The following is a 20678-nucleotide window of genomic DNA, read 5'->3' as shown; positions in this document are numbered from 1 at the left end:
CGATGTCGCCGCGTCGCCAGCCGGACGCGCAAAAACATGCCACGCCATCGTGGTGAGACGCGGCAGGGAAGGAACCGGTTCGATTAGGGTTTCCGTTAGGCGCAGCTGCGGCAGCACCATGGCCGAGGAACGCGTCACCACGCCGCGGCACAACCTCAGAGGTTGGGCTCAGACCTCGCTGGGCGCCCCCTGGCCAAAGATGCGGCGGAGCAGGTCGGTCACGTTGCGGGCACCAGCCTTCTTCAAAATGCTGGCGCGATAGCCTTCGACCGTGCGTGCGCTCAGATGCATGCGACGGGCGACCTCCTTGTTGGTCAGGCCGGCAGCGAGATGCGCCAGCACGTCGCTTTCGCGCGCGGTCAGGGGCTCGCAGCCGGGCAGCCAGCGCTGCCGGCTCGAATCGGGCTGGGCGGATTCGTCGATCGCGGCATCGATCCGTCCGACGACCTCATGCGTGCGAAACGGCTTCTCGATGAAGTCGGCCGCGCCGCTCTTGATAGCGTCGACCGCCATGGCGATGCTGCCGTTCGCCGAAGTCACCAGCACCGGCGCCATGCAATTTTCCTCGCGCAGGCACTTGAGCACGTCGAGGGCGGAGCGATCCGGCGGCATCTCGAGCACCACGCAGGCCGGCATCCGCGCCTTGGCTTCCGACAGCAGCGACGCGCCGTCGGCAAAGCAGATCACGTCATAGGCGCTCTGTTGAAGCGCACTGGACAATTGTTCGCGGGAGGCCGCGTCGGTTTCAATGACGAATACCTCACCCTTGGAAAGCATGTTTCCCGGCATAATCCCGATCCAATAATGTCTTGGTCAAATGAGAAGGGACGGCCGGGGGCCCCATCGCGCCCCGCCGTCATGAGCACGGCATTCGCGCCAGTGCTTCGCTTTCCATTATGTATGTTCCGCCTTGTTCCCGGATTTGACGGATCGGGACAGAAACTTTACATTTCGGGACATCTGCGGGAATGGCTGACAGGAACGGGTCGCATGACCGACCTCATTCGCAGCGCAGGCTTGAGCTGTTACCCGGAGGTTGCCCGGTCGGTTGGGCTCGACCCCAAACAGATGATGCGCAAGGCCAGGCTGCCGCTGGCCATCCTCGATAAGCCGGATACCCCCATCGCTGTCGCAAGTTTGCGTCGCCTGCTCGAATTGTCGGCCGAAGCCTCAGGTGCCGAAGATTTCGGCTTAAGGCTGGCCGAGCGTGGCGGCCTGACCAATTTCGGCGCGGTCGGCCTGATCGTGCGCGAACAGGCGACCGTCGGCGAGGCGATCGAGGCATTCTCCCGCTTCATCCACATCCACCACGACGGCATGAAGCTCGACGTGATCACCGACAAGCAGACCGTGACCGTCACATTGCATCTGCGTGGGCGGCAACCGACCGCGCCGCGTCAATCGATCGACATGGCCTTGGGCAGCATCCACCGCATCATCCAGTCGCTGTTCGGAGGTGACTGGCGGCCGCAGGAAGTGCACCTGCATTATCCGCCGCCGCACGACCGCAAGCGCTACCGCGAATTCTTCCGCTGTCGCGTGACCTTCAACGCGGAGGAGGACGCGATCCTGCTGTCGGCGCACGACATGGAGCGCCGGATCCCGAGCGCGCATCCCTTGATCGCGAACTATCTGCGCAAGCGGATCGAGGCGATCGAAAGCCGCCCGGCGAGCTGGGAGGAGAAGGTCGACGAGGTCGTGCGCATCCTGCTCGCGAGCGGCGACTGCACCGTCGAGCGGGTGGCCGAGCACCTCGCCTGCACCCGTCGCACCATCCACCGTCACCTTGCCGAGGCCGGCACCAGCTTCTCCGCGATCCTCGAAGCGCAGCGCGCCGATCTCGTGATCCAGCTGATCGAGGACCCCGACCGGCCGCTGGCGGATATTGCCGCGCAGCTTGGCTTCTCCGCCCAAAGCGCCATGGCCCGCTGGTTCCGCGGCCGCTTCGGCTGCACCATCACCGATTGGCGGCGGGGCGTGCGGCCCCTGCCGCAGCCGCGCGGGGTTACGCCCGCCAATCTCGGCTTCCGCCTGGTGCGCAAGGAGCGATTATAGATGGTGAGCGTGTCGGCGCGCTGGGGCAAAGTGTGGGCGGCGCGGTCGTAGCGACGCTCCGTCATTGCGAGCGCAGCGAAGCAATCCAGAATCCTTCAGCGGAGGCAGCCTGAATTGCTCGTCGCAAGGGCTCCATGCAATGACGGCGTGGAGATATCTCGTTCTCCCAAATGACAGCACCAACAAAAATGGCCGGGACGAAGCCCGGCCATTCCCAATCGTTCGCGATCATTGCTTTACGTATTCTTCAGCGCGACGCGGAATTCGGCCTCGGTCTTGGACTTGACCTCGTCGAGCGTGACGCCGTCGGCGAGCTCGATCAGCGCCATGCCGCCGTCACCGTGCTTGTCGATGGTGAACACGGCGAGATCGGTGACGACCATGTCGACCACACGCTCGCCGGTCAGCGGAAGGTTGCACTGCTTCAGCAACTTGGCGCCGTCCTTGGCGGAATGCTCCATCACCACGACGACGCGCTTGACGCCGGCGACGAGGTCCATCGCGCCGCCCATGCCCTTGACCATCTTGCCGGGGATCATCCAGTTGGCGAGATCGCCGTTCTGGGCCACCTGCATGGCGCCGAGGATCGACAGATCCATGTGGCCGCCGCGGATCATGCCGAAGGAATCCGCGCTGGAGAAATAGGAGGTCGAGGGCAGCTCGCTCACGGTCTGCTTGCCGGCGTTGATCAGATCGGCGTCCTCTTCGCCCTCATAGGGGAACGGGCCCATGCCGAGCATGCCGTTCTCGCTCTGGAGGCTGACATCGACGCCGTCAGGGATGTAGTTCGAGACCAGCGTCGGGATGCCGATGCCGAGATTGACGTAATAGCCGTCACGCAATTCCTTCGCGGCGCGCGCAGCCATCTGTTCACGGGTCCAGGCCATATCGCTCTCCTGATCTTAAGCTGCGGTGCGCGGGCGGGTATTGCGGAATTCGATGCGCTTCTTGGCCGTGCCGACCTCGACGATGCGCTTCACGAAAATGCCGGGCGTGTGGATGTGGTCGGGGTTGAGTTCACCGGCGGGAACCAGGTGTTCGACCTCGGCCACCGTGACCTTGGCGGCGGTCGCCATCATCGGGTTAAAGTTGCGCGCGGTCTTGCGGTAGATCAGGTTGCCGGCGGTGTCGCCCTTCCAGGCGTGCACGATGGCGAGGTCGGCCAGCAGGCCGCGCTCCATCAGATACTTCTCGCCGTCGAACTCCTTCACTTCCTTGCCTTCGGCAATCAACGTGCCGACGCCGGTCTTGGTGTAAAAGGCCGGGATGCCAGCGCCGCCGGCGCGGATGCGCTCGGCCAGCGTGCCCTGCGGATTGAATTCGAGTTCCAGTTCGCCGGCGAGGAATTGCTGGGCGAACAGCTTGTTCTCGCCCACGTAGGACGAGATCATCTTCTTGATCTGACGGGTTTCCAGCAGGCGGCTGAGTCCGATGCCGTCGACGCCGGCATTGTTCGAGACCACGGTCAGACCCTTGACGCCGGACTCGCGAATCGCATCCGACAGCACCTCGGCGATGCCGCAGAGGCCGAAGCCGCCCGACATGATCATCATGTTGTCCTTGAGAACGCCCTCAAGCGCCGACTTGGCGTCGGGATAGACCTTGTTCATGCAAAAACCCTCGGCTTAACCTGCGGCAGGCGTCGCGCCTTGTTGGCGGCGATTATTAGGCGAAATCGTCCGAAGCCGTCAATGATACGGGGTTCTCCATTCCGGTAGCTGGTGGTAGAAGCTGCCCACGCCGTGGGCAGATCCGTCCGTGGCCTTGAAAGCGACAAGAAAACCCTTCAAGTTGCGGGGGTTGGGCGTGGGGGCGCGCAGGTTTCCCGCCCCGCCCTTCTGGCTCCAACGACCAACTCTATCAGGACATGCCATTGACCATGGCCCAAGGAATGAAGCGCCTCGGGACGCCGATCGCGGCGCTGCTCGGTGTCGCGCTGATCGCCCTGATCGCGACCTCCTGGCTCATCAACCGCGACGCGCTGCGCAAGGCGGTGGAAGCGCAGATCCGCGACGTCACCGGGCTCGAGCTCGGCGTGGCAGGCAACATCGACATTTCCGTGCTGCCGGCAAGCTACATCTCCTTCCATGACGTCGGCCTGAAAGGCGGCGGCACCAGCGACCCCGCGCTCCATGTCGACGTGCTCACCGCCAATCTCAGGCTGTTGCCGCTGCTGCTGCAACGGTTCGAGATCGCCGACCTGACGCTGTTGCGACCGCGCATCCATGTCAGCCTGAAGCCGGACGGCGAGAGCAACTGGACGCCTTTCATCCAGACCATTGCGCGGACGATGAAGCCCGGCGCCGACAACCAGGTCTCGTTCTCCGAAATCAGGATCCAGGACGGCGTGCTCAATTACGAGGACGTCGCCACGAACGCCACCGAGAAACTAGAGGACATCGACCTGTCGCTGGCGTGGCCCTCGATCTCGCGCTCCTTTGCCGCGACCGGGCAATTCGACTGGCGCGGCGAGCGCGTCGACGGCTCGATCAGCTTTGCCGATTTCGTCGCGGCCCTTTCGGGCGACCGCTCGGGCCTGAAGGCGCGGGTCGCCAGTGCGCCGCTCAAGCTCGCCTTCGACGGCAGCGTCGCCAACCGCACCAGCCCGATGATGGAGGGTACGCTCACCATCGACAGCCCGTCTCTGCGCAACGCGCTGCGCTGGACCGGCCAGCCGCAGCCCGGCAGCGGCGGCTTCGGACGCTTCGCGCTGAAAGCGCGCGCCAATGTCGTCGGTGCCTCGATCGCGCTGACCAATGTCAATGTCGAGCTCGACGGCAACACCGCCGAAGGCGTGATCACCTACGCCAATAACGGCCGGCAGACGCTGCAGGCGACACTCGCCGCCGACGCGCTCGACTTGACACCCTATATCTCGACCTTCCGCCTGCTCGCGAGCGGTGCGCGCGACTGGAACACGCAGCTGTTCGATCTCAACGGATTGTCGACCACCGATCTCGACATGCGTCTCTCGGCAGCCAAACTGACCGTCGGCTCCTCGAAGCTCGGCCGCACCGCGATCGGCGCCAATCTGCGCAACGGCACGCTCGCGCTCTCGGTCGGCGAGGCACAAGTCTATGGCGGCATCGCCAAGGGCTCGTTCGGCATCTCGCGCTCCGACACCGTCGCCGACATCAAGGCACAATTCCAGTTCACCGACGTCGACCTCCAGGCCTGCGCCTCAGAACTGTTCGGCCTCAACAAGCTGTCCGGCCGCGGCAACATCAACGTGTCGCTCCTCGCCTCCGGCTCGAGCCCGTTCGGTCTGGTGCAGTCGCTTGACGGCACCGCCACCGTGACCGGGCATGATGGCGCGATCGCGGGCATCAATGCCGAGCAGCTGCTGAAGCGGCTGGAGCGCCGGCCGCTGTCGGGCGGCGGCAATTTCCGCAACGGCTCGACGCCCTACGACAATCTCACCATCGCATTGAAATTCGCCGACGGAATCGCCACCGCCGAGGACATCCGCATCGAAGGGCCGGCTGCGAAGATCACGATGACCGGCACCGCATCGGTACCGACGCGCGAATACGACATGAAAGGTGTGGCGAGCCTCAACACAACGTCAGGCTTTCAACTGCCTTTCATGGTACAGGGTCCCTGGGACGATCCGCTGATCTTCCCTGATCCCGAGGCCCTGATCCGCCAGTCGCCCGCGGCGTCTCCTTTCCTCGACCTGCTGAAGCGGCGCATCACCGGCGGAAAGCGACAGGCGCCGGAGGGATCGCCGACGGCGGAGAACGCCAAAGAGGGCGCGAAGTCGAACTGAGGACGCGTCCGCCGATCGCGCGAATTGATCGGGGCGAATTGATGCGGCGATTGGATCGATGCACGCGTTAAGCATCTCCACGAGCCCGATACCCCACGACCTATGTCTGACAACATGCCGCTAGATCGGATAGCGGCCATGCGCTAGTGTTTTATCCGACCGGTTAAAACACCGGCGGCTTGAGGGAGAAAAACGTGAAATCCAAGGTTATTGGCGCAGTCACACTGGCGGTCGCTGCGGTCGGGCTGTTCGCGGCCGCTGCACCAGCATTTGCGCAGCAAAAGACGATTACGGTCTGGTGGAGCAAGGGCTTCTACCGGTCCGAAGACGACGCGCTGCTCGAAACGATCAAGAAATTCGAAGCCAAGACCGGCATCAAGGTCGAATTGTCGCAGTACGCGATTCAGGACATGATTCCGAAGACGGTCGCCGCGCTCGACGCCGGCACCGTGCCCGACGTCGCCTACTCGGATTCCTATGACGTGCAGGCGCAGGGCAAGTGGGCCTATGAGGGCAAGCTCGAGGACTTGACCGATGTCATGGAGCCGATCAAGGGCCGGTTCGTGCAGAACACGCTGGATGCATCGATCCTCTATAACGACGTCACCAAGAAGAAGGCCTATTACGGCTTTCCGCTGAAGCAGCAGAGCATGCACGTCCAGATCTGGAAGGACATGCTGGAGAAGGCCGGCTTCAAGCAGAGCGACATCCCGACCGATTGGGCGGGCTATTGGTCGTTCTGGTGCGACAAGGTGCAGCCGGGCATCCGCAAGGCCACCGGCCAGCGCATCTACGCCGTTGGCCAGCCGATGGGCGTGGAATCCACCGACGCCTTCCAGTCGTTCTACACCTTTATGGACGCCTATCACGTCAAGCTGGTCGACGACGACGGCAAGCTGCTGGTGGACGATCCCAAGGTCCGCGACGGCCTGATCCACGCGCTGAAGGACTACACCGACACCTATATCAAGGGCTGCACTCCGCCCTCGTCGACGACCTGGAAGGATCCGGACAACAACGTCGCCTTCCACAACAAGACGATCGTGATGACCCACAATTTCACGATCTCGATCGCGGCGAAGTGGTACGAGGATTCGCAGAATCAGGCCCTCACCCAGGAGCAGCGCGACGCCGGCAAGAAGGCTTACGAGCAGGACATCATCACCGCGTCCTTCCCGAAGGCACCGGACGGGTCCACCATCCGTTACCGCTCCGACGTCAAGACCGGACTGATCTTCGCCGCGGCCAAGAACAAGCCCGAGGCCAAGCAGTTCATCAGCTTCCTGCTCCAGGAAGACAACGTCCGTCCCTATATCGAGGGCGCGCTCGGCCGCTGGTTCCCGGTGACCAAGGAAAGCCAGGCCAGCCCGTTCTGGCAGGCCGACAAGCACCGCAAGGCGGTCTACGCCCAGTTCACCGGCGGCACCGCGCCGTTCGACTTCACCAAGAACTGGAAGTTCACGATTCTCAACAACGAGAACATCTGGGCCAAGGCGATGAACCGGGTCGTCAGCGAAAAGATCCCGGTTGACAAGGCCGTCGACGAAATGATCGTCCGCATCAAGCAGGTTGCAGGCTAAGTTCTCTTTCTTCCTCTCCTCGCTGGCGCGGGGAGAGGCGAAGCGCTAACACCGGCCGCCTCGTGCGGCCGGAAGTCCTTTCAAAGAGTCCCAAAGAATGGCGATTACGCTCTCTGGCGATCAGTCGATCCCCGCCCCGCCCTTGTCGTCACGGCTCACGCCGGCGCAGGTCTGGGGCATCATACTGATCGTGCCCTATCTGCTGGTTTTCCTCGCCTTTGTCGTCTATCCCGTCTGCTACGGGCTCTGGCTGGCGCGCGCCCCATCGAACTATGTCGCGCTGTACAACGACCCGATTTTCGCGCGCGCCGCGGTCAACACGTTGATCTTCCTGGTCATCGGCATCAACATCAAGATGCTGATCGCGCTGTTCCTGTCCGGTTTCTTCGCGCAGCAGCGCACCTGGATCAAATGGCTCTCGGTGATCTTCATCCTGCCTTGGGCGGTGCCGTCGATCCCGACCATCCTGTCCGTGCGCTTCATGTTCAATCCCGAATGGGGCGTGGTCAACCACCTGATCTTCTCTTTCACCGGCGATGACGGCCCGAACTGGCTGAACGATCCGACGGTGGCGTTGACGATGGCGATCGGCGTGCACATCTGGAAGTCGCTGCCATTCTGGACGCTGATCCTGATGACCGGCCGGCTCGCAATCGCGCAAGATCTGTTCGAGGCCGCCGAGGTCGACGGCGCGAGCTGGTGGCAGAAATTCCGCTTTATCACCTGGCCGTCGTTGCAGACGCTCTACATCACCTGCACGCTGCTCTCGATGATCTGGACGCTGGGCGATTTCAATAGCGTCTATCTGCTTACCGGCGGCGGTCCGGCCGACCTGACGCATGTGCTGTCGACGCTCGGTATCCGCTATCTCCGGCTCGACCAGCTTTCGCTCGCGATGGCTTCCATCGTCTGCGCAATGCCGTTCGTCGTGCCGCTCATGTACTTCATGATGAAACGGCTGTCGCGATGAAGCTTCCCTCCCTGCGTGATGTCGCGACCGAATCGCGGCTGCTGCTGATCGGTATTCCCGTCTTCCTCTGGACGATGATTCCGATCTACCACATGTTCCTGTTCGCGATCTCGCCCAAGGAGGACGCGTTCTCGGGCAAGCTGTGGCCGGATCATCCAACGCTGCACAACTTCGAGATCGTGTTCAGGGAGCAGCATTACTTCCTGCGCGACTTCTACGTTCAGTTCTGGAATTCCCTGGTGATCGCGGCCGCCGTCGGCGTGCTGACGCTGGTCATCGCCACCGCGGCGGCGTTCTCGATCTCGCGGCTGCGCGTGCCCGGCGGACGTATCGTGATGAACCTGGCGCTCTTCACCTATTTCATCCCCGCGGCGTTCCTCGCGGTGCCGATGTACCGCACTATGGGCAATTACGGCCTCCTCAACAATCACTGGTCGCTGATCCTCGCGATGGTGACGATCGCCTCACCCTACGCGATCTGGGTGCTGAAGCAGGCTTCCGACAAGCTGCCGGTCGAGCTTGACGAAGCCGCGGTGATGGACGGCGCCACGACGCTGCAGATCTTCCGCCTGGTCTATCTTCCGCTGATGATACCCTCGCTGGTCGCGATCGGGACCTATGCGGTTCTGCTCGCCTGGAACGAATATCTCTACGCGTTCCTGTTGCTCTCGAACGACCGCGACATCACACTCCCCGTGGCGCTCGGCAACTTCCTCGCCGCTGACGATTCGCCCTGGGAGCTGCTGATGACGACCGGCTTCATCTACGCACTGCCGCCGGCCGCGATCTACTACGCCTTCCGCCGTTACATGGTGGGCGGGCTCACCGCGGGCGCCGTGAAGTCCTAAACGTCGGCTGCGCGCTTCCTGCGACAGGCGATCAGGAGCGCGATCATCGAGCCAAGGAAGTAACCGGCGGTCGCGCCCGAGATGGTGCGGCCGACGATGAAGCCAAGTGCGCGGTCGCCTGCGTTGATGGCCGAGATCACGCTCACCGTGTACTGCAGAAAGAACACGACGAGATTGCGGATCAGCGCGAACGCGCCGCCCGGACGGATGATCTCGCCGGTCTTGTGATCGACATCGAACGGACGCGGCGTCAGCACACCGAGAGGCAGAAGCACGACCGCCGCTGCGATCCATGCGACCAGCGGCCATTGGCTAGCTTGCTGCCCAAAGCCGATCCGCGAGACGCCCCAGACGATAAATACGACAGGGACAATCAGTGCACGCCAGATCGGCGCCTTGCGCGGCTGTATCGACTTGATGCCCTGCCAGACCAGATAGGCAAGCAGGATCCAGACCCAGGGCGGGGTGTGGATCAGGATCTGATAGGCGAACATCATGATCCATCCCTTCTAAAGAGGTGCTGCGCTCTCGCCCTGTGAACTCAACAGCTTTGAAGCGAGCGAGGCGATGATGATGACGACCGCGATCAGGGCAATCACCAGCGTGCAAATCGCGTTGATCTCCGGTTTTACGCCGAGCCGCACCTCGGAATAGATCCGGATCGGCAAGGTTGCCGAGCCTGGCCCCGTGGTGAAGCTCGCAATCACGAGATCGTCGAGCGAGAGCGTGAAGGCGAGCATCCATCCGGCGACGATCGCCGGTGCGATCAGCGGCAGTGTCACCGACAGGAAGGCTCGGACGGGCGCGCAGCCGAGGTCCATCGCCGCCTCCTCCAGCGACCGATCGAGCGAGCCGAGGCGCGACTGCACGACGACGGCGACGAAGCACATCGTCAGCGTGGTGTGGGCGATCGTCACCGTCCAGAAGCCGCGCTCGGCGTTCAACGCGACGAACAGCAGCAGCAGCGACAATCCGCTAATCACCTCCGGCATCACCAGCGGCGCATAGAGCATGCCGGAGAACAGCGTACGGCCGCGAAAGCGCTCGCCGCGCGACAGCGCCACCGCGGCCAGCGTGCCAATCAGCGTGGCGATGGTCGCGGACGAGACCGCGACCCGCAGGCTCATCCAGGCCGCCTCGATCATGGCGCGATCGGCAAAGAACTCGTGGTACCAGCGCAGCGACCAGCCGCCCCACACCGTCACCAGCCGCGACGCGTTGAAGGAATAGATCACGAGAATGAGGATCGGCAGATAGAGGAAGGCGAGCCCCATCGCGAGCGATGCGATGTTGAAGCGGGACAGGCGAGAGACCTTGCGCATCTCACCGCTCCTCCAACTGCCGCCGCTGCAGCCGCTCGTAGAGCAGAAGCGGCAGCAGCAGCATCACGAGCAGCACGATCGCCGCGGCAGACGCAACCGGCCAATCCTTGTTGGTGAAGAATTCGAGCCACAGGGTCTGGCCGATCATCAGCGAGTTGGAGCCGGCAAGAAGATCCGGAATCACGAACTCGCCGACAATCGGGATGAAGCACAAGAGTACGCCGGCGCCGACACCCGGCAGCGACAGCGGGAAGGTGACGAGCCAGAACACCTGCCACGGCGGGACGCCGAGATCGCCCGCCGCCTCCTCCAGCGCCGGCTCCATCTTAGCGAGCGTGGCGTAGAGCGGCAGGATCATGAACGGCAGATAGGAATAGACGATACCGATATACATCGCGGTGTCGGTGGAGAGCCACACCAGGGGCCGGCTGACCAGATGCAGCGCGAGCAGGATCTGATTGAGCAGGCCGTCGTGCTGAAGGATGTTGATCCAGGCATAGATGCGGATCAGGAACGACGTCCAGAACGGCACGATCACCAGCACCATCGCCACCGCCTGCCAACGTTTTGGCAGCCGTGCCATGCCGTAGGCGATGGGGTAGCCGATCAGAAGCAGCAGTGCGGTTGCCGTCACAGCAACGGTGAGACTGCGCAAATAGGCGAACGCGTAAAGGTCGTCGGAGGCGATCAGCCTAAAATTGTCGACTGACAACGCGGCAAAGGCCGCCTGGATTGCCGTCCATCCCGCCGTCAGGTCGAACACCGGCTCGTAAGGCGGCTGCGCGATCGCGGTCTGCGACAGACTGATCTTCAGCACGAAGCCGAACGGCACCAGGAAGAACAGCACCATCCAGACATAGGGCGCGATCGCGGCAAAGCGCGCCGGTCGCGCGAAAATCCGGGGCGTGCTCATGACGACAGCACCATGCAGTCGTCAGGCGTGAACCAGGCTACGACGTGCTGGTTCAGGCTATAGGCATCGACATCGAGGCGAGCACTGTTGGCAACCGACGCCTGCACAATTCCGCCGGCGTCGAGCTTCACCTTGTAGGTGGTGGTACCGCCGAGATAGCAGATGTCGGCGATCACGCCGTCCAGCCGGTTGATCGCGGTTTCGTGGCCGGCCTCGCTCACCGGACCATGGCGCGACAGCTTGACCTTTTCAGGACGGATCGCGACCGACAATCTTCCCGCGCCGACCGGTTGGCGCGGCTCGGCCACCACCAGCGCACCCGCATCACGCGTGCCAATGACCAGACGATGACCGTCGCGCAATTTGGACTCGCCGTCGAACAGATTGATGTCGCCGACGAACTCCGCGATCCAGCGCGAACGCGGTGCCTCATAGAGTTCGCGCGGAGTCGCAACCTGAGCGAGCTTGCCGGCATTCATCACGCCGATTCTATCAGCCATCGTCATCGCCTCTTCCTGGTCGTGGGTGACGATGATGAAGGTCATGCCGAGCCGGCGCTGTAGCTCCATCAGCTCGCCTTGCGTGTTTTCGCGCAGCTTCTTGTCGAGGGCTGCGAGCGGCTCGTCGAGCAACAACAATTGCGGTCGCCGCGCCAGCGCGCGGGCCAGCGCGACGCGCTGCCGCTGGCCGCCGGAGAGCTGATCGGGCTTGCGCTTCTCCAGCCCTTCGAGCTTCACCAGCGCGACCATCTCGGCAACACGCTTTGCGATGTCGGCACGCGCCAGACCTGCGCGCTTCAGGCCAAAGGCGATGTTGTCGCGGACCGACAGATGCGGAAACAGCGCGTAGTTCTGGAACATCATGTTGATGGGGCGCTCGTGCGGCAGCGCCTGCGCGATATCATTGCCACCGAGCAGGATGCGCCCTTCATCCGGCGCCTCGAAGCCCGCGAGCATGCGCAGCAGCGTGGTCTTGCCGCAACCGCTGGGGCCCAGCAGCGCAAAGAACTCGCCGGCCCTGATGTCGAGCGACACGCCGTCAACTGCACGGAACCTCCCGAACGTCTTGGCCACGCCCTCGATGCGCAGCAACGGTTCGCCCGCGGCAGCAATCGCAGCTCCAGCCGCATGGGCCGCGGCGTCCGTTCTGGGCAACTCGTCAGTCATGATCCCTGCCAACCCCAATGCCGCCGCACGCTAGCGGCGGATCGTCTTTTGCTCAACCGGTTCGAGGATAACATTGCCGACCCGTAGCCCGGATGGAGCGCCAGCGTAATCCGGGGCGGTCCGTCGCCGGTGAGACTTTCCCGGATTGCGCTTCGCTCCATCCGGGCTACCGCTGACTAGCTCACACTCGCCATGAATGCCACCAGCGCATCACGGTCCGCCGCGGGCATGGTCAGGCCGAGCTTGGAGCGGCGCCACAGGATGTCCTCCGGGAAGCGCGCCCATTCGCGGGCCATGAGATAGCGCACTTCGGCGCCGGTCAGGTCGGGACCAAAGCCTGGACCGAGCTCGTCGCGTGTCTTCGCCTCGCCCAGTACGGCCGGCAATCGCGAGCCGTAGGCCGCAACCAGGCGCCGGGCCTGCGTCTCGGAGAGAAAGCGCCAGCGGTCGCGCGCGAGGTCGACCTCGGTCTCGAAACGATCCCAGCCGAAATCTCCGCCGGGCAATGCTGCGCCGGCGGTCCAGCGCGGCAACATCGGATAGAACGGCGTCAATCGCGTCACCGCCCGCTCGGCGCGCAGCCGCGAGGTGGTGACGTCACCACCGAATATCGTCAGCAGTGGCGCCTTGCCCCGGCGCGCATGGAACAGCGTCGTCCCGTCGCGTCGCCGCGCGGACGCAGGCGACAGGTTGACGCCGGTGACCGTGCGCACCACGTCGGTCGGGGCAACGCGCTCGCGGAAATAGCGGCTCGCCGCCTCGCAGAGATAGCTGACATCGGCGCCCGGCATCGCGACGATCGCGGGGTCACCGGTGAAATCATGGGTGACCGTGCCGACCAGCGTGAAATCGCGCTCGAACGGGCCGGCAAAAATCAGCCGCCCGTCGTTGTTCTGGAAGACATAGACGTTGTCGGATTCGAACAGCTTGGGCACGACGATCTGGCTCATCTGCATGGCCACCAGGGCCGGCTGCGGCTGCCGCAGCACGGTCTCTGCGACCATCGACGTCCATCCACCGGTGGCGTTGGCCAGCGCACGTGCCGTGATCACCCGGCGATGGCCGCGATCGACCAGCGCGAGCCGCCAGATGTCGGTTCTGTCGGCGCGCACGCAACGCGCCCCGGTCCGGATCGCGGCACCGCGTTCGGCGGCATCCAGCGCCGTGAGCACCACCAGACGCGAATCGTCGACGACGCAATCGGCATATTCGAAGGCGACGCCGAACGGGCGCTTCAGCGCATTGCCGACCGGATGATGCGTGATGTCGAGCGTGCTCGATTTAGGCAGGCCGCCGCGGTTCGTGAGCGCGTCATAGACATATAGTCCGGCACGCAACAGCCATGGCGGGCGCTCGTCGGAATGGGCGGGGATCACAAAGCTCATCGGCCGCACCAGATGCGGCGCAATCCGGAGCCAGGTCCGGCGCTCGGCCAGCGCCCGGCGCACCCGCCAGAAGCCACGCCGTTCCAGCACCGACAGATCGCCATGGATCAATCGCGGCGTCGCCGATGACGCGGCGCCGGCGAGATCGCCCTGCTCGATCAGGATCACCCGCAGTCCGCGGCCGGCGGCATCGCGCGCGAGACTGACACCGTTCAGGCCGCCACCGATGATCGCGAGGTCGTAATCCGCCATGAAACCGTCGAGAGGGAGCGATAGATACGCCCAACACCACTAGCCGGTCTTGAGCGCAAGCTCCATGGCCTCGACACGGCCAACGAAGCCGGCATATTGCCCGATGGGCAGCGGCTTGCCGAGCAGATAGCCCTGCACGCCGTCACAGCCTTCCCTGGCAAGGAAGGCGAGCTGGTCGATGGTCTCGACGCCTTCGGCGATGATCGACATTTCGAGGCCGTGACCGAGGTCGATCACGGCGCGGACGATCGCAGCCGATTGCGGATTGCGGCCGAGATTGATGATGAAGGCGCGGTCGATCTTGATCTTGTCGAACGGGAACGCCTGAAGATAGCTCAGCGAGGAATAGCCGCTGCCGAAATCGTCCATCGAGATGCGGACACCCAGCGCCTTCAGGCGGCGCAGCAGCGCCAGGCCGCGATCAAAGTCCTCGATCAGCACGCCCTCGGTGATTTCGAGCTCGAGCCGGCCGGGTGCAAGTCCGGTCTCGATCAGGATCGAATGGACGAGCCCGACCACGTCGCCGTGCATGAACTGCGCCGGCGACAGATTGACCGCGACCTGCAGCGGCTTCGGCCACGACGCCGCCTCGCGGCAGGCCTGGCGCAGGATCCATTCGCCCATCTCGACGATCAGGCCGCTCTCTTCCGCGATCGGGATGAACTCTGCCGGCGAGACCTGGCCGCGCACCGGATGCTGCCAGCGCGCCAAGGCCTCGAAGCCGATGATCTCGCTCTCGGCGACGCTGTTGCGCGCGATGCCCTGGGGCTGGAAGGCAAGCGACAGCTCGCCGTTCTTGATCGCCATCGACAGGTCCTGGTGCAGTACGCGGCGGTCGCGGATCTGCTGGTCCATCTCGGGCTGGTAAAGGCTTATCGTGCCGCGCGATTTCTGCTTGGCGCGGAACAGGGCCGCCCCGGCATTGGCGAGCAGCGAGGCACCGTCGGAGCCGTTGTGCGGAAAGACCGACATGCCCGTGGTGATGCCGGCGCGGACCGCGCGGCCGTCGATGTGGAATTCCGGCGCGAGCGCCTCGCCAAGCTGCTGCGCCAGCGCGAGGCCCGCATCTGGCTGCTTGCCGTCGATGATCAGGCCGAATTCGTCGCCGGAGAGGCGCGCCACCAGGCCGCCGCGTGCAGCGTCCTGGAACCGCTGGGCCACCTCGATCAGCAGCTTGTCGCCAAGCGCATGGCCGAACACGTCGTTGACTTCCTTGAGGCCGTCGAGATCGACACACAGGACCGCGAATTCCTCGTCGGTCCCTTCGCAGGCCTCGATCATCTGGGTCAGCGCCTGAAGGAAGGCGGCGCGGTTCGGCAGGTCGGTGAGGCCGTCGTGGTAGGCCATGTGCGCCATCCGCGACTCGGTCTGCCGGCGGTTGGTGACGTCCTCGTGGGTCTTGATCAGATATTGCGGCTCGCCGGCGTCGTTGAGCACCGTGGCACGCCGGGTCAGGAACAGGCGCAGGCCGTCCTTGGTGGAGATCGGATGCTCCTCGGTGATCATCCCGCGTTTCTTGATCGCCGCCTCGTCGCGCGCGATGATCAGCTTGGCTTCCTTGGCATTGAAGATGTCGGAAGCGGTCAGGCCGGTGGCTTCCTCGCGCCTTCGGTTGAGGATCGTCTCGGCGCTGCGGTTGGCGAGCAGATAGCGGCCATCCTTGACCTGCTCCACGATCAGCGCGACCGGAATGTTGTCGACCACGAGCTCGAGGAATTTCTTGGTGCTCTCCAGCTCCATCGACAGCGATTGCCGGTCGGTGATGTCCTCGAACACCACCAGCAGGAATTCCGGCTTGTTGCTCTCGTTGCGGACCACGATCCGGATCGAGGCCACCATGCGCCGGGCCTGGTCGCGTGGGACGTCGACCTCGAATTCGTTGCGATATTGTCCTTCCGGCGCCAGCAGTGCGGCGCGGTCGGTCGCCTCGATGCTCGCCGCCGATTTGGGACCGAACAGCTCGCGCGCATTCTTGCCGACGACCTGGTCCCGCGAAAAGCCCCAGAACCGCTCATAGGCGCTGTTGGCGAAGATGTAGCGGCCGTCCTCGATGTTCTTCGCGGCGACGCAAGCCGGCACGTTGTCCAGCACCGTTTCCAGGAATTGCTTGGTCGAGGCGAGCTGCCGCGACAGCTTGCGCTGCTCGCTGACGTCGAGATGGGTCGCCACCGAGCCGCCGTTCGGCAGAATGAAATATTTCACCAGGATGGCGCGGCCGTCAGGCAGCTCGCTGATCAGGCCGTTGGAGCTTGCCGCCTTCTCGTAGAAGTCGTCGTCGGAAACGGCGAGGACCCCGCGCTTGCGCCGCAACTCGAGGATGTCGTAGCCGGTCATGCCGGTCCACAGGTCCGAGCGCGTCAGGCCGTAGATCTCGATATAGCGGTCGTTGCAAAAGATGATGCGCCGCCGCGCATCCGTCATCACCACGCCCTGGTTGAGATTATTCATGGCGGAGGAGACGAAGGCGTTGCGCCGCAGCTGCGAACGCTTGCTCCGGCGCAACGCGGATTGGATCCACAGCGCGACGGCGGCCAGGAACGCGCAGACGACAATACCCCCGATCAGGGCTTCCCAGATCAGATTGGGGTCGAGATTGCCAGGATAGGGAATAGGGCTGTCCGCATAGGCACGCGAAGGCGCTACCGCGCTGGCCAGGCACACGACGGCCCGCACAGCAATCGGAAGCATGCTGCCTTCCTGCCAGTTCTTCTCAGCCATCAGCCACCCGCGATTTCAACTGCGGATTGTCTGGCTTCACGGGTTTGGATCGGGTAAACGCCTGTACGCCCAACAGAAAAATGTGACGCGAAATACGGCAATTGCCCTGACATGATAAATGCTTCCTTAACGGAAAACGGCCGCGAGGCGCATTTCCCACGCAAAACGGACTTCTGGGCAACTTCAGCGGGACTTCTGCACAACCATGGATAGGGTCGACTGCGTCGTCATCGGTGCCGGCGTGGTCGGGCTCGCGGTGGCCCGGAAGCTCGCACAGTCCGGGCGCGAGGTGATCGTACTGGAGGAGGCCGAGGCCACCGGCACCATCACCTCCTCACGCAACAGCGAGGTGATCCATGCCGGAATCTACTACCGCGCCGGAAGCTGGATGGCGCGCATGTGCGTCAGCGGCAAGCATGCGCTCTACCGCTATTGCGGCGAGCGTGGCATTCCGCACAAGAATTGCGGCAAGCTGATCGTCGCGACCAATGCAAGGGAAACCGAGAAGCTGCAATCGATCAAGGCGCATGCCGAGGCCAACGGCGTGCTCGACATGCAGTTGCTCTCGGGCGAAGCCGCGCGCGCGCTGGAGCCGGCGCTGGCCTGCGACGCCGCGCTGCTCTCGCCATCGACCGGCATCATCGACAGCCATGCCTATATGCTCTCGCTGCGCGGCGAGGCCGAGGCAGCGGGCGCAGCCTTTGCGTTTCACACACCGTTGATCCGCGCCAAGGCGGATGCCGGCATGATCGAGATCGAGGCCGGTGGCGAAGCGCCGATGACGCTGCAATGCGGCTTGCTCGTCAACGCCGCCGGACTTTCAGCGACGACCGTGGCACGCCACATCGACGGCATGCCGATTGACCGGATTCCGCCATCCTATCTCGCCAAGGGAAATTATTTCAGCTGCAACGCGCGCGCACCGTTCTCGCGCCTGATCTATCCCGTGCCCGAGCCTGGCGGGCTCGGCGTGCATCTCACCCTGGACATGGCCGGACAGGCGCGCTTTGGCCCCGACGTCGAATGGATCGAGACGATCGATTATGAAGTCGATCCGTCGCGCGCCGAGCGCTTCTATCCTGCGATCCGCAAATACTGGCCGACGCTTCCCGATGGAGCGTTGATGCCGAGTTATTCGGGCATTCGCCCGAAGATCGTGCCGCCGGCCGTAGCGACGCAGGATTTCCTGATGCAGGGTCCGCGTGATCATGGCGTCACGGGTTTGATCAATCTGTTCGGCATCGAATCGCCGGGACTGACATCGTCGCTCGCGATCGCGGACCACGTCGCGGAGCTCGCCCAAATCTAACCGTTGCGCAACGATGATTGCGCAGCGCACGCCTTACGGCAGGGATGAGCGCAAAGGCTCTCATCCCTGCCTGAAAGGATACGATCAAACTCTACGGTGTTACGGGGGTTACTAGTGGAGCGTGTTGCCGTGCTTCAGACGCTCGATCTGGTCCTTGACCAGCAACTTCCGGCGCTTCAACTCAACAATTTGCAGGTCGTCTGTTGAAAGGTGCACGAGAGCTTCGTGCAATTCGTTTTCGAGAGTTTTGTGCTTCCGTTCCAATTCAACCAGATGTGCCTGAATTGTCATTCGAAACCTCCTCGGTAGGGGTGAACCTTGGATTCGATCCGGACGAGCAAGTCTACATCACCGATTCGTTCTGTCGATGGGTATCGGTCGTCGCACCGTCATTTTTGAGAATTCATATGTAATGAAGCGTGAGTAAGGAACCACGCGGCGAAAAATCCATGATATCAATGTGCTTGCGCGACGCTGCTGCGAATCGTCGAAATATCTTGCGAGAGAGCGGTGAGCGAAGGCCCCAGATCGCTTGCGATCACGCCGCGCAAGGACGATAATTTCCACAGGGCATCCACAGCCTTATCTCAAGCCTATCGGTTTTCGGCCACCGCAGACATGACCAATGAAGACGAGCGTGAGCTCGAATCCGAGCTCACCCGGTTGCAGCAGGAACACCGAGATCTCGATGCGGCGATCGATGCACTGCATCAATCGCCCGCCCCCGACCTATTGCGGTTACAGCGGTTGAAGAAACGCAAGCTGTTGTTGCGCGACCGTATTGCCTTCATCGAAGACCAGATCACGCCCGACATCATCGCCTGATCCACAGCCGTGGCGCGTTGCCATGTTTGAATCTGCTTGACTCAAAAAGAACAAAGTAGGAACATCTGGCTCACCCCGATGCCCGGAAACGCCCCAGGAACACGCAAGGACAACGCAGATGTCGGTCCCCGCCCTTCTCGACAACGGCCATTATGAGCAAGCCTGTGACCAGGCGATCGCCATGTGCGACGGCAATCTGCGCAGCACCATCAAGGCGCTGATCATGGCCAACGAATATCTGGAAGCCGAACTGGAGGAATTGCAGGCGGCGATCTCGGCCGGTTGCATTCCGGAAACTTCACGCAGCAGAAGCAGCGCCGCCTGACCTCACCATTGGAGCGCAACGCCATGTCGGACGTGACCTATTACGTTGCAATGCCCTTCCTCATCGATGCCGACGGATCGCCTGTCGCGGGCGCCGCGGAGGAATGCCAGAGTTCGACAGCCGCATTGCGGCGCGCCGAAGCCCTGGCGCACGGTGCCGGCCATATCGGCGCGGTCGCATTCAGCCGCAGCGGCAATCCCATGACCGGCGAATTCGGTGACGCCACGCTGTTGCGCAAATTTGGCAACGTCCCGGAAGATCTCGCAACGCTGTAGAAGATTGCTTGTTTGAGCATCATCTCCGCGCAAACGCGTTCCGCGTTTGTCGCGAGGGAAAACCGCTCGACACTTTGCGCTAGCGCGGCCCTTCGGGTCCGGATCAGCTCTAGCTGTTCACAAGCCTGATCCGCGGCTCGTGCCGCCGCTGCGCCTTGCGTACATACATGGCGGCATCGGCCTCCTCCAATGCGCGGACGGCGTCGGACTGCGCACCGAGCAGCGCGACACCGGCGGAGGCGCCCGCCGTGACGTGCTGGCCGCGAAAGACAAACGACAATTCGTCGATCGCCTGCTCGAAGATGAGCGCCTTCGCCTTGGCATCGGTCTCGCTGAGATTCCACAACAGCAGGGCAAACTCGTCGCCGCCGAGACGGCCGACCACGTCGGAAGCGCGGATCTGCCGCGTCAGCGTCGCGGCGATCGCCTTCAGCACCTCATCGCCGGCGCCATGACCGAAGGAATCGTTTATCGGTTTCAACCGGTCGACGTCGAGCACGATCAGTGCGCCGCTGGCGCGGTAGCGATTCATGTAGGCGGTGGCGCGCAGGAGCTCGCGCTCGAAGCCGCGGCGGTTGGGAATGTCCAGCAGGAAATCGGTGTCGGCCGCAGCCTCAAGCTCAACGACGCGCCGCAGCGCCTGGGTGAGCTTGGTCCGCAGGCCGCGGATCGTCGCCTTGCCGGTATCCTTGCCGGTATCCTTGCTAGTTTTCTTGGCAGCGCGGGCTGTGGGCGCGCGGCGCGGCGCCGCAGCCCGCTTGGGAGCAGTTTTCGTTCGGCTCCCGCTGGTTTTCCGGCCCTTTTTGGCCTTCGCAGCGGTCGCCCTTTTTGGTTTCTTCATGGGCATCCTGCTCAATGAAGGCTTGCGGGGATTCACCAAGACAGGATAGTCCATTCCCTTCTCCTTGCCACCGCCTTGCGAGCCACCGGCCGGAACCGTAAATCTGGCCTATCTTTCTGTTTTCC

Annotated in this window: 20 protein-coding genes; 9 read left to right on the top strand and 11 right to left on the bottom strand. The window is 63.3% G+C overall.

Translation table 11 applies throughout. The annotated features are described in order from the left end of the window. Positions 1-168: 168 nt before the first annotated feature. Positions 169-789 (bottom strand): response regulator transcription factor, encoded by a 621-nt coding sequence (locus tag ABIA96_RS29375; protein WP_354140528.1) that lies wholly within the window; start codon positions 787-789, stop codon positions 169-171. Between the two features lie 201 nt (positions 790-990). Between ABIA96_RS29375 and ABIA96_RS29370 the strand changes: the two genes are divergently transcribed. Further along, positions 991-2055, top strand: a complete 1065-nt coding sequence (locus ABIA96_RS29370; RefSeq protein WP_354140587.1) for an AraC family transcriptional regulator — start codon at positions 991-993, stop codon at positions 2053-2055. A 236-nt stretch (positions 2056-2291) separates the two neighbouring features. On the opposite strand, the gene ABIA96_RS29365 is transcribed toward ABIA96_RS29370, so the two are convergent. Together ABIA96_RS29365 and ABIA96_RS29360 are read right to left on the bottom strand one after the other, a co-directional pair. After that, on the bottom strand, positions 2292-2942 hold the full coding sequence (locus tag ABIA96_RS29365; RefSeq protein ID WP_354140527.1) for a CoA transferase subunit B: 651 nt from the start codon (positions 2940-2942) through the stop codon (positions 2292-2294). A 15-nt stretch (positions 2943-2957) separates the two neighbouring features. Continuing rightward, the gene (locus ABIA96_RS29360; RefSeq protein WP_354140526.1) at positions 2958-3665 is read right to left on the bottom strand and encodes a CoA transferase subunit A; all 708 of its coding nucleotides are present in this window, start codon (positions 3663-3665) and stop codon (positions 2958-2960) included. Positions 3666-3934: 269 nt separating this feature from the next. On the opposite strand from ABIA96_RS29360, the gene ABIA96_RS29355 reads away from it, so the two are divergent. From ABIA96_RS29355 to ABIA96_RS29340, 4 genes are all read left to right on the top strand, one after another. Then, the gene (locus ABIA96_RS29355) at positions 3935-5824 is read left to right on the top strand and encodes an AsmA family protein (RefSeq protein ID WP_354140586.1); all 1890 of its coding nucleotides are present in this window, start codon (positions 3935-3937) and stop codon (positions 5822-5824) included. A 194-nt stretch (positions 5825-6018) separates the two neighbouring features. Beyond that, on the top strand, positions 6019-7404 hold the full coding sequence (locus tag ABIA96_RS29350) for an ABC transporter substrate-binding protein (RefSeq protein WP_354140525.1): 1386 nt from the start codon (positions 6019-6021) through the stop codon (positions 7402-7404). Between the two features lie 97 nt (positions 7405-7501). Continuing rightward, on the top strand, positions 7502-8374 hold the full coding sequence (locus tag ABIA96_RS29345) for a carbohydrate ABC transporter permease (protein ID WP_354140524.1): 873 nt from the start codon (positions 7502-7504) through the stop codon (positions 8372-8374). Further along, the gene (locus ABIA96_RS29340) at positions 8371-9222 is read left to right on the top strand and encodes a carbohydrate ABC transporter permease (protein ID WP_354140523.1); all 852 of its coding nucleotides are present in this window, start codon (positions 8371-8373) and stop codon (positions 9220-9222) included. The genes ABIA96_RS29345 and ABIA96_RS29340 overlap by 4 nt, the downstream gene beginning before the upstream one ends. Here ABIA96_RS29340 and ABIA96_RS29335 read toward each other — a convergent pair. From ABIA96_RS29335 to ABIA96_RS29310, 6 genes are all read right to left on the bottom strand, one after another. Beyond that, the gene (locus ABIA96_RS29335) at positions 9219-9719 is read right to left on the bottom strand and encodes a DUF6622 family protein (RefSeq protein WP_354140522.1); all 501 of its coding nucleotides are present in this window, start codon (positions 9717-9719) and stop codon (positions 9219-9221) included. The genes ABIA96_RS29340 and ABIA96_RS29335 overlap by 4 nt on opposite strands. A gap of 12 nt (positions 9720-9731) precedes the next feature. Continuing rightward, positions 9732-10544, bottom strand: coding sequence for an ABC transporter permease (locus ABIA96_RS29330; RefSeq protein ID WP_354140521.1), 813 nt, complete (start codon positions 10542-10544; stop codon positions 9732-9734). A 1-nt stretch (position 10545) separates the two neighbouring features. Then, complete coding sequence (locus tag ABIA96_RS29325; RefSeq protein ID WP_354140520.1) at positions 10546-11457, bottom strand: ABC transporter permease; 912 nt, start codon at positions 11455-11457, stop codon at positions 10546-10548. After that, on the bottom strand, positions 11454-12623 hold the full coding sequence (locus ABIA96_RS29320) for an ABC transporter ATP-binding protein (protein WP_354140519.1): 1170 nt from the start codon (positions 12621-12623) through the stop codon (positions 11454-11456). Before ABIA96_RS29320 ends, ABIA96_RS29325 begins: the two co-directional genes overlap by 4 nt. Positions 12624-12799: 176 nt before the next feature. Beyond that, positions 12800-14260 carry a glycerol-3-phosphate dehydrogenase gene (locus ABIA96_RS29315; protein ID WP_354140518.1) on the bottom strand — a complete coding sequence of 487 codons (1461 nt, stop codon included), beginning with the start codon at positions 14258-14260 and terminating at the stop codon, positions 12800-12802. A 39-nt stretch (positions 14261-14299) separates the two neighbouring features. Further along, complete coding sequence (locus ABIA96_RS29310) at positions 14300-16978, bottom strand: sensor domain-containing protein (protein ID WP_354140517.1); 2679 nt, start codon at positions 16976-16978, stop codon at positions 14300-14302. Between the two features lie 205 nt (positions 16979-17183). On the opposite strand from ABIA96_RS29310, the gene ABIA96_RS29305 reads away from it, so the two are divergent. Further along, positions 17184-18287, top strand: coding sequence for an NAD(P)/FAD-dependent oxidoreductase (locus tag ABIA96_RS29305; RefSeq protein ID WP_354140516.1), 1104 nt, complete (start codon positions 17184-17186; stop codon positions 18285-18287). Between the two features lie 111 nt (positions 18288-18398). Here the strand turns inward: ABIA96_RS29305 and ABIA96_RS29300 are convergent, their stop codons facing one another. Next, on the bottom strand, positions 18399-18578 hold the full coding sequence (locus tag ABIA96_RS29300; RefSeq protein ID WP_354140515.1) for a YdcH family protein: 180 nt from the start codon (positions 18576-18578) through the stop codon (positions 18399-18401). Between the two features lie 327 nt (positions 18579-18905). Here ABIA96_RS29300 and ABIA96_RS29295 point away from each other — a divergent pair, with 327 nt between their 5' ends. The 3 genes from ABIA96_RS29295 to ABIA96_RS29285 all read left to right on the top strand — a co-directional run bounded on the left by ABIA96_RS29295 (position 18906) and on the right by ABIA96_RS29285 (position 19712). After that, positions 18906-19112 carry a YdcH family protein gene (locus ABIA96_RS29295; RefSeq protein WP_008131174.1) on the top strand — a complete coding sequence of 69 codons (207 nt, stop codon included), beginning with the start codon at positions 18906-18908 and terminating at the stop codon, positions 19110-19112. 118 nt (positions 19113-19230) lie between these two features. Beyond that, positions 19231-19437 (top strand): hypothetical protein, encoded by a 207-nt coding sequence (locus tag ABIA96_RS29290; RefSeq protein WP_354140514.1) that lies wholly within the window; start codon positions 19231-19233, stop codon positions 19435-19437. 23 nt (positions 19438-19460) lie between these two features. Further along, entirely contained in the window at positions 19461-19712 is a 252-nt protein-coding gene (locus ABIA96_RS29285; RefSeq protein WP_354140513.1) for a hypothetical protein, read from the top strand. 109 nt (positions 19713-19821) lie between these two features. Here ABIA96_RS29285 and ABIA96_RS29280 read toward each other — a convergent pair whose 3' ends face one another. Further along, positions 19822-20553, bottom strand: coding sequence for a GGDEF domain-containing protein (locus ABIA96_RS29280; RefSeq protein ID WP_354140512.1), 732 nt, complete (start codon positions 20551-20553; stop codon positions 19822-19824). Positions 20554-20678 lie beyond the last annotated feature (125 nt).

Origin of the sequence: Bradyrhizobium sp. LB11.1 (assembly GCF_040549385.1) — a bacterium.
Lineage (GTDB): Bacteria > Pseudomonadota > Alphaproteobacteria > Rhizobiales > Xanthobacteraceae > Bradyrhizobium.
The sequence above is the reverse complement of the archived record's forward strand: the minus strand, read 5'-3'. Positions and strand labels throughout refer to the sequence as shown.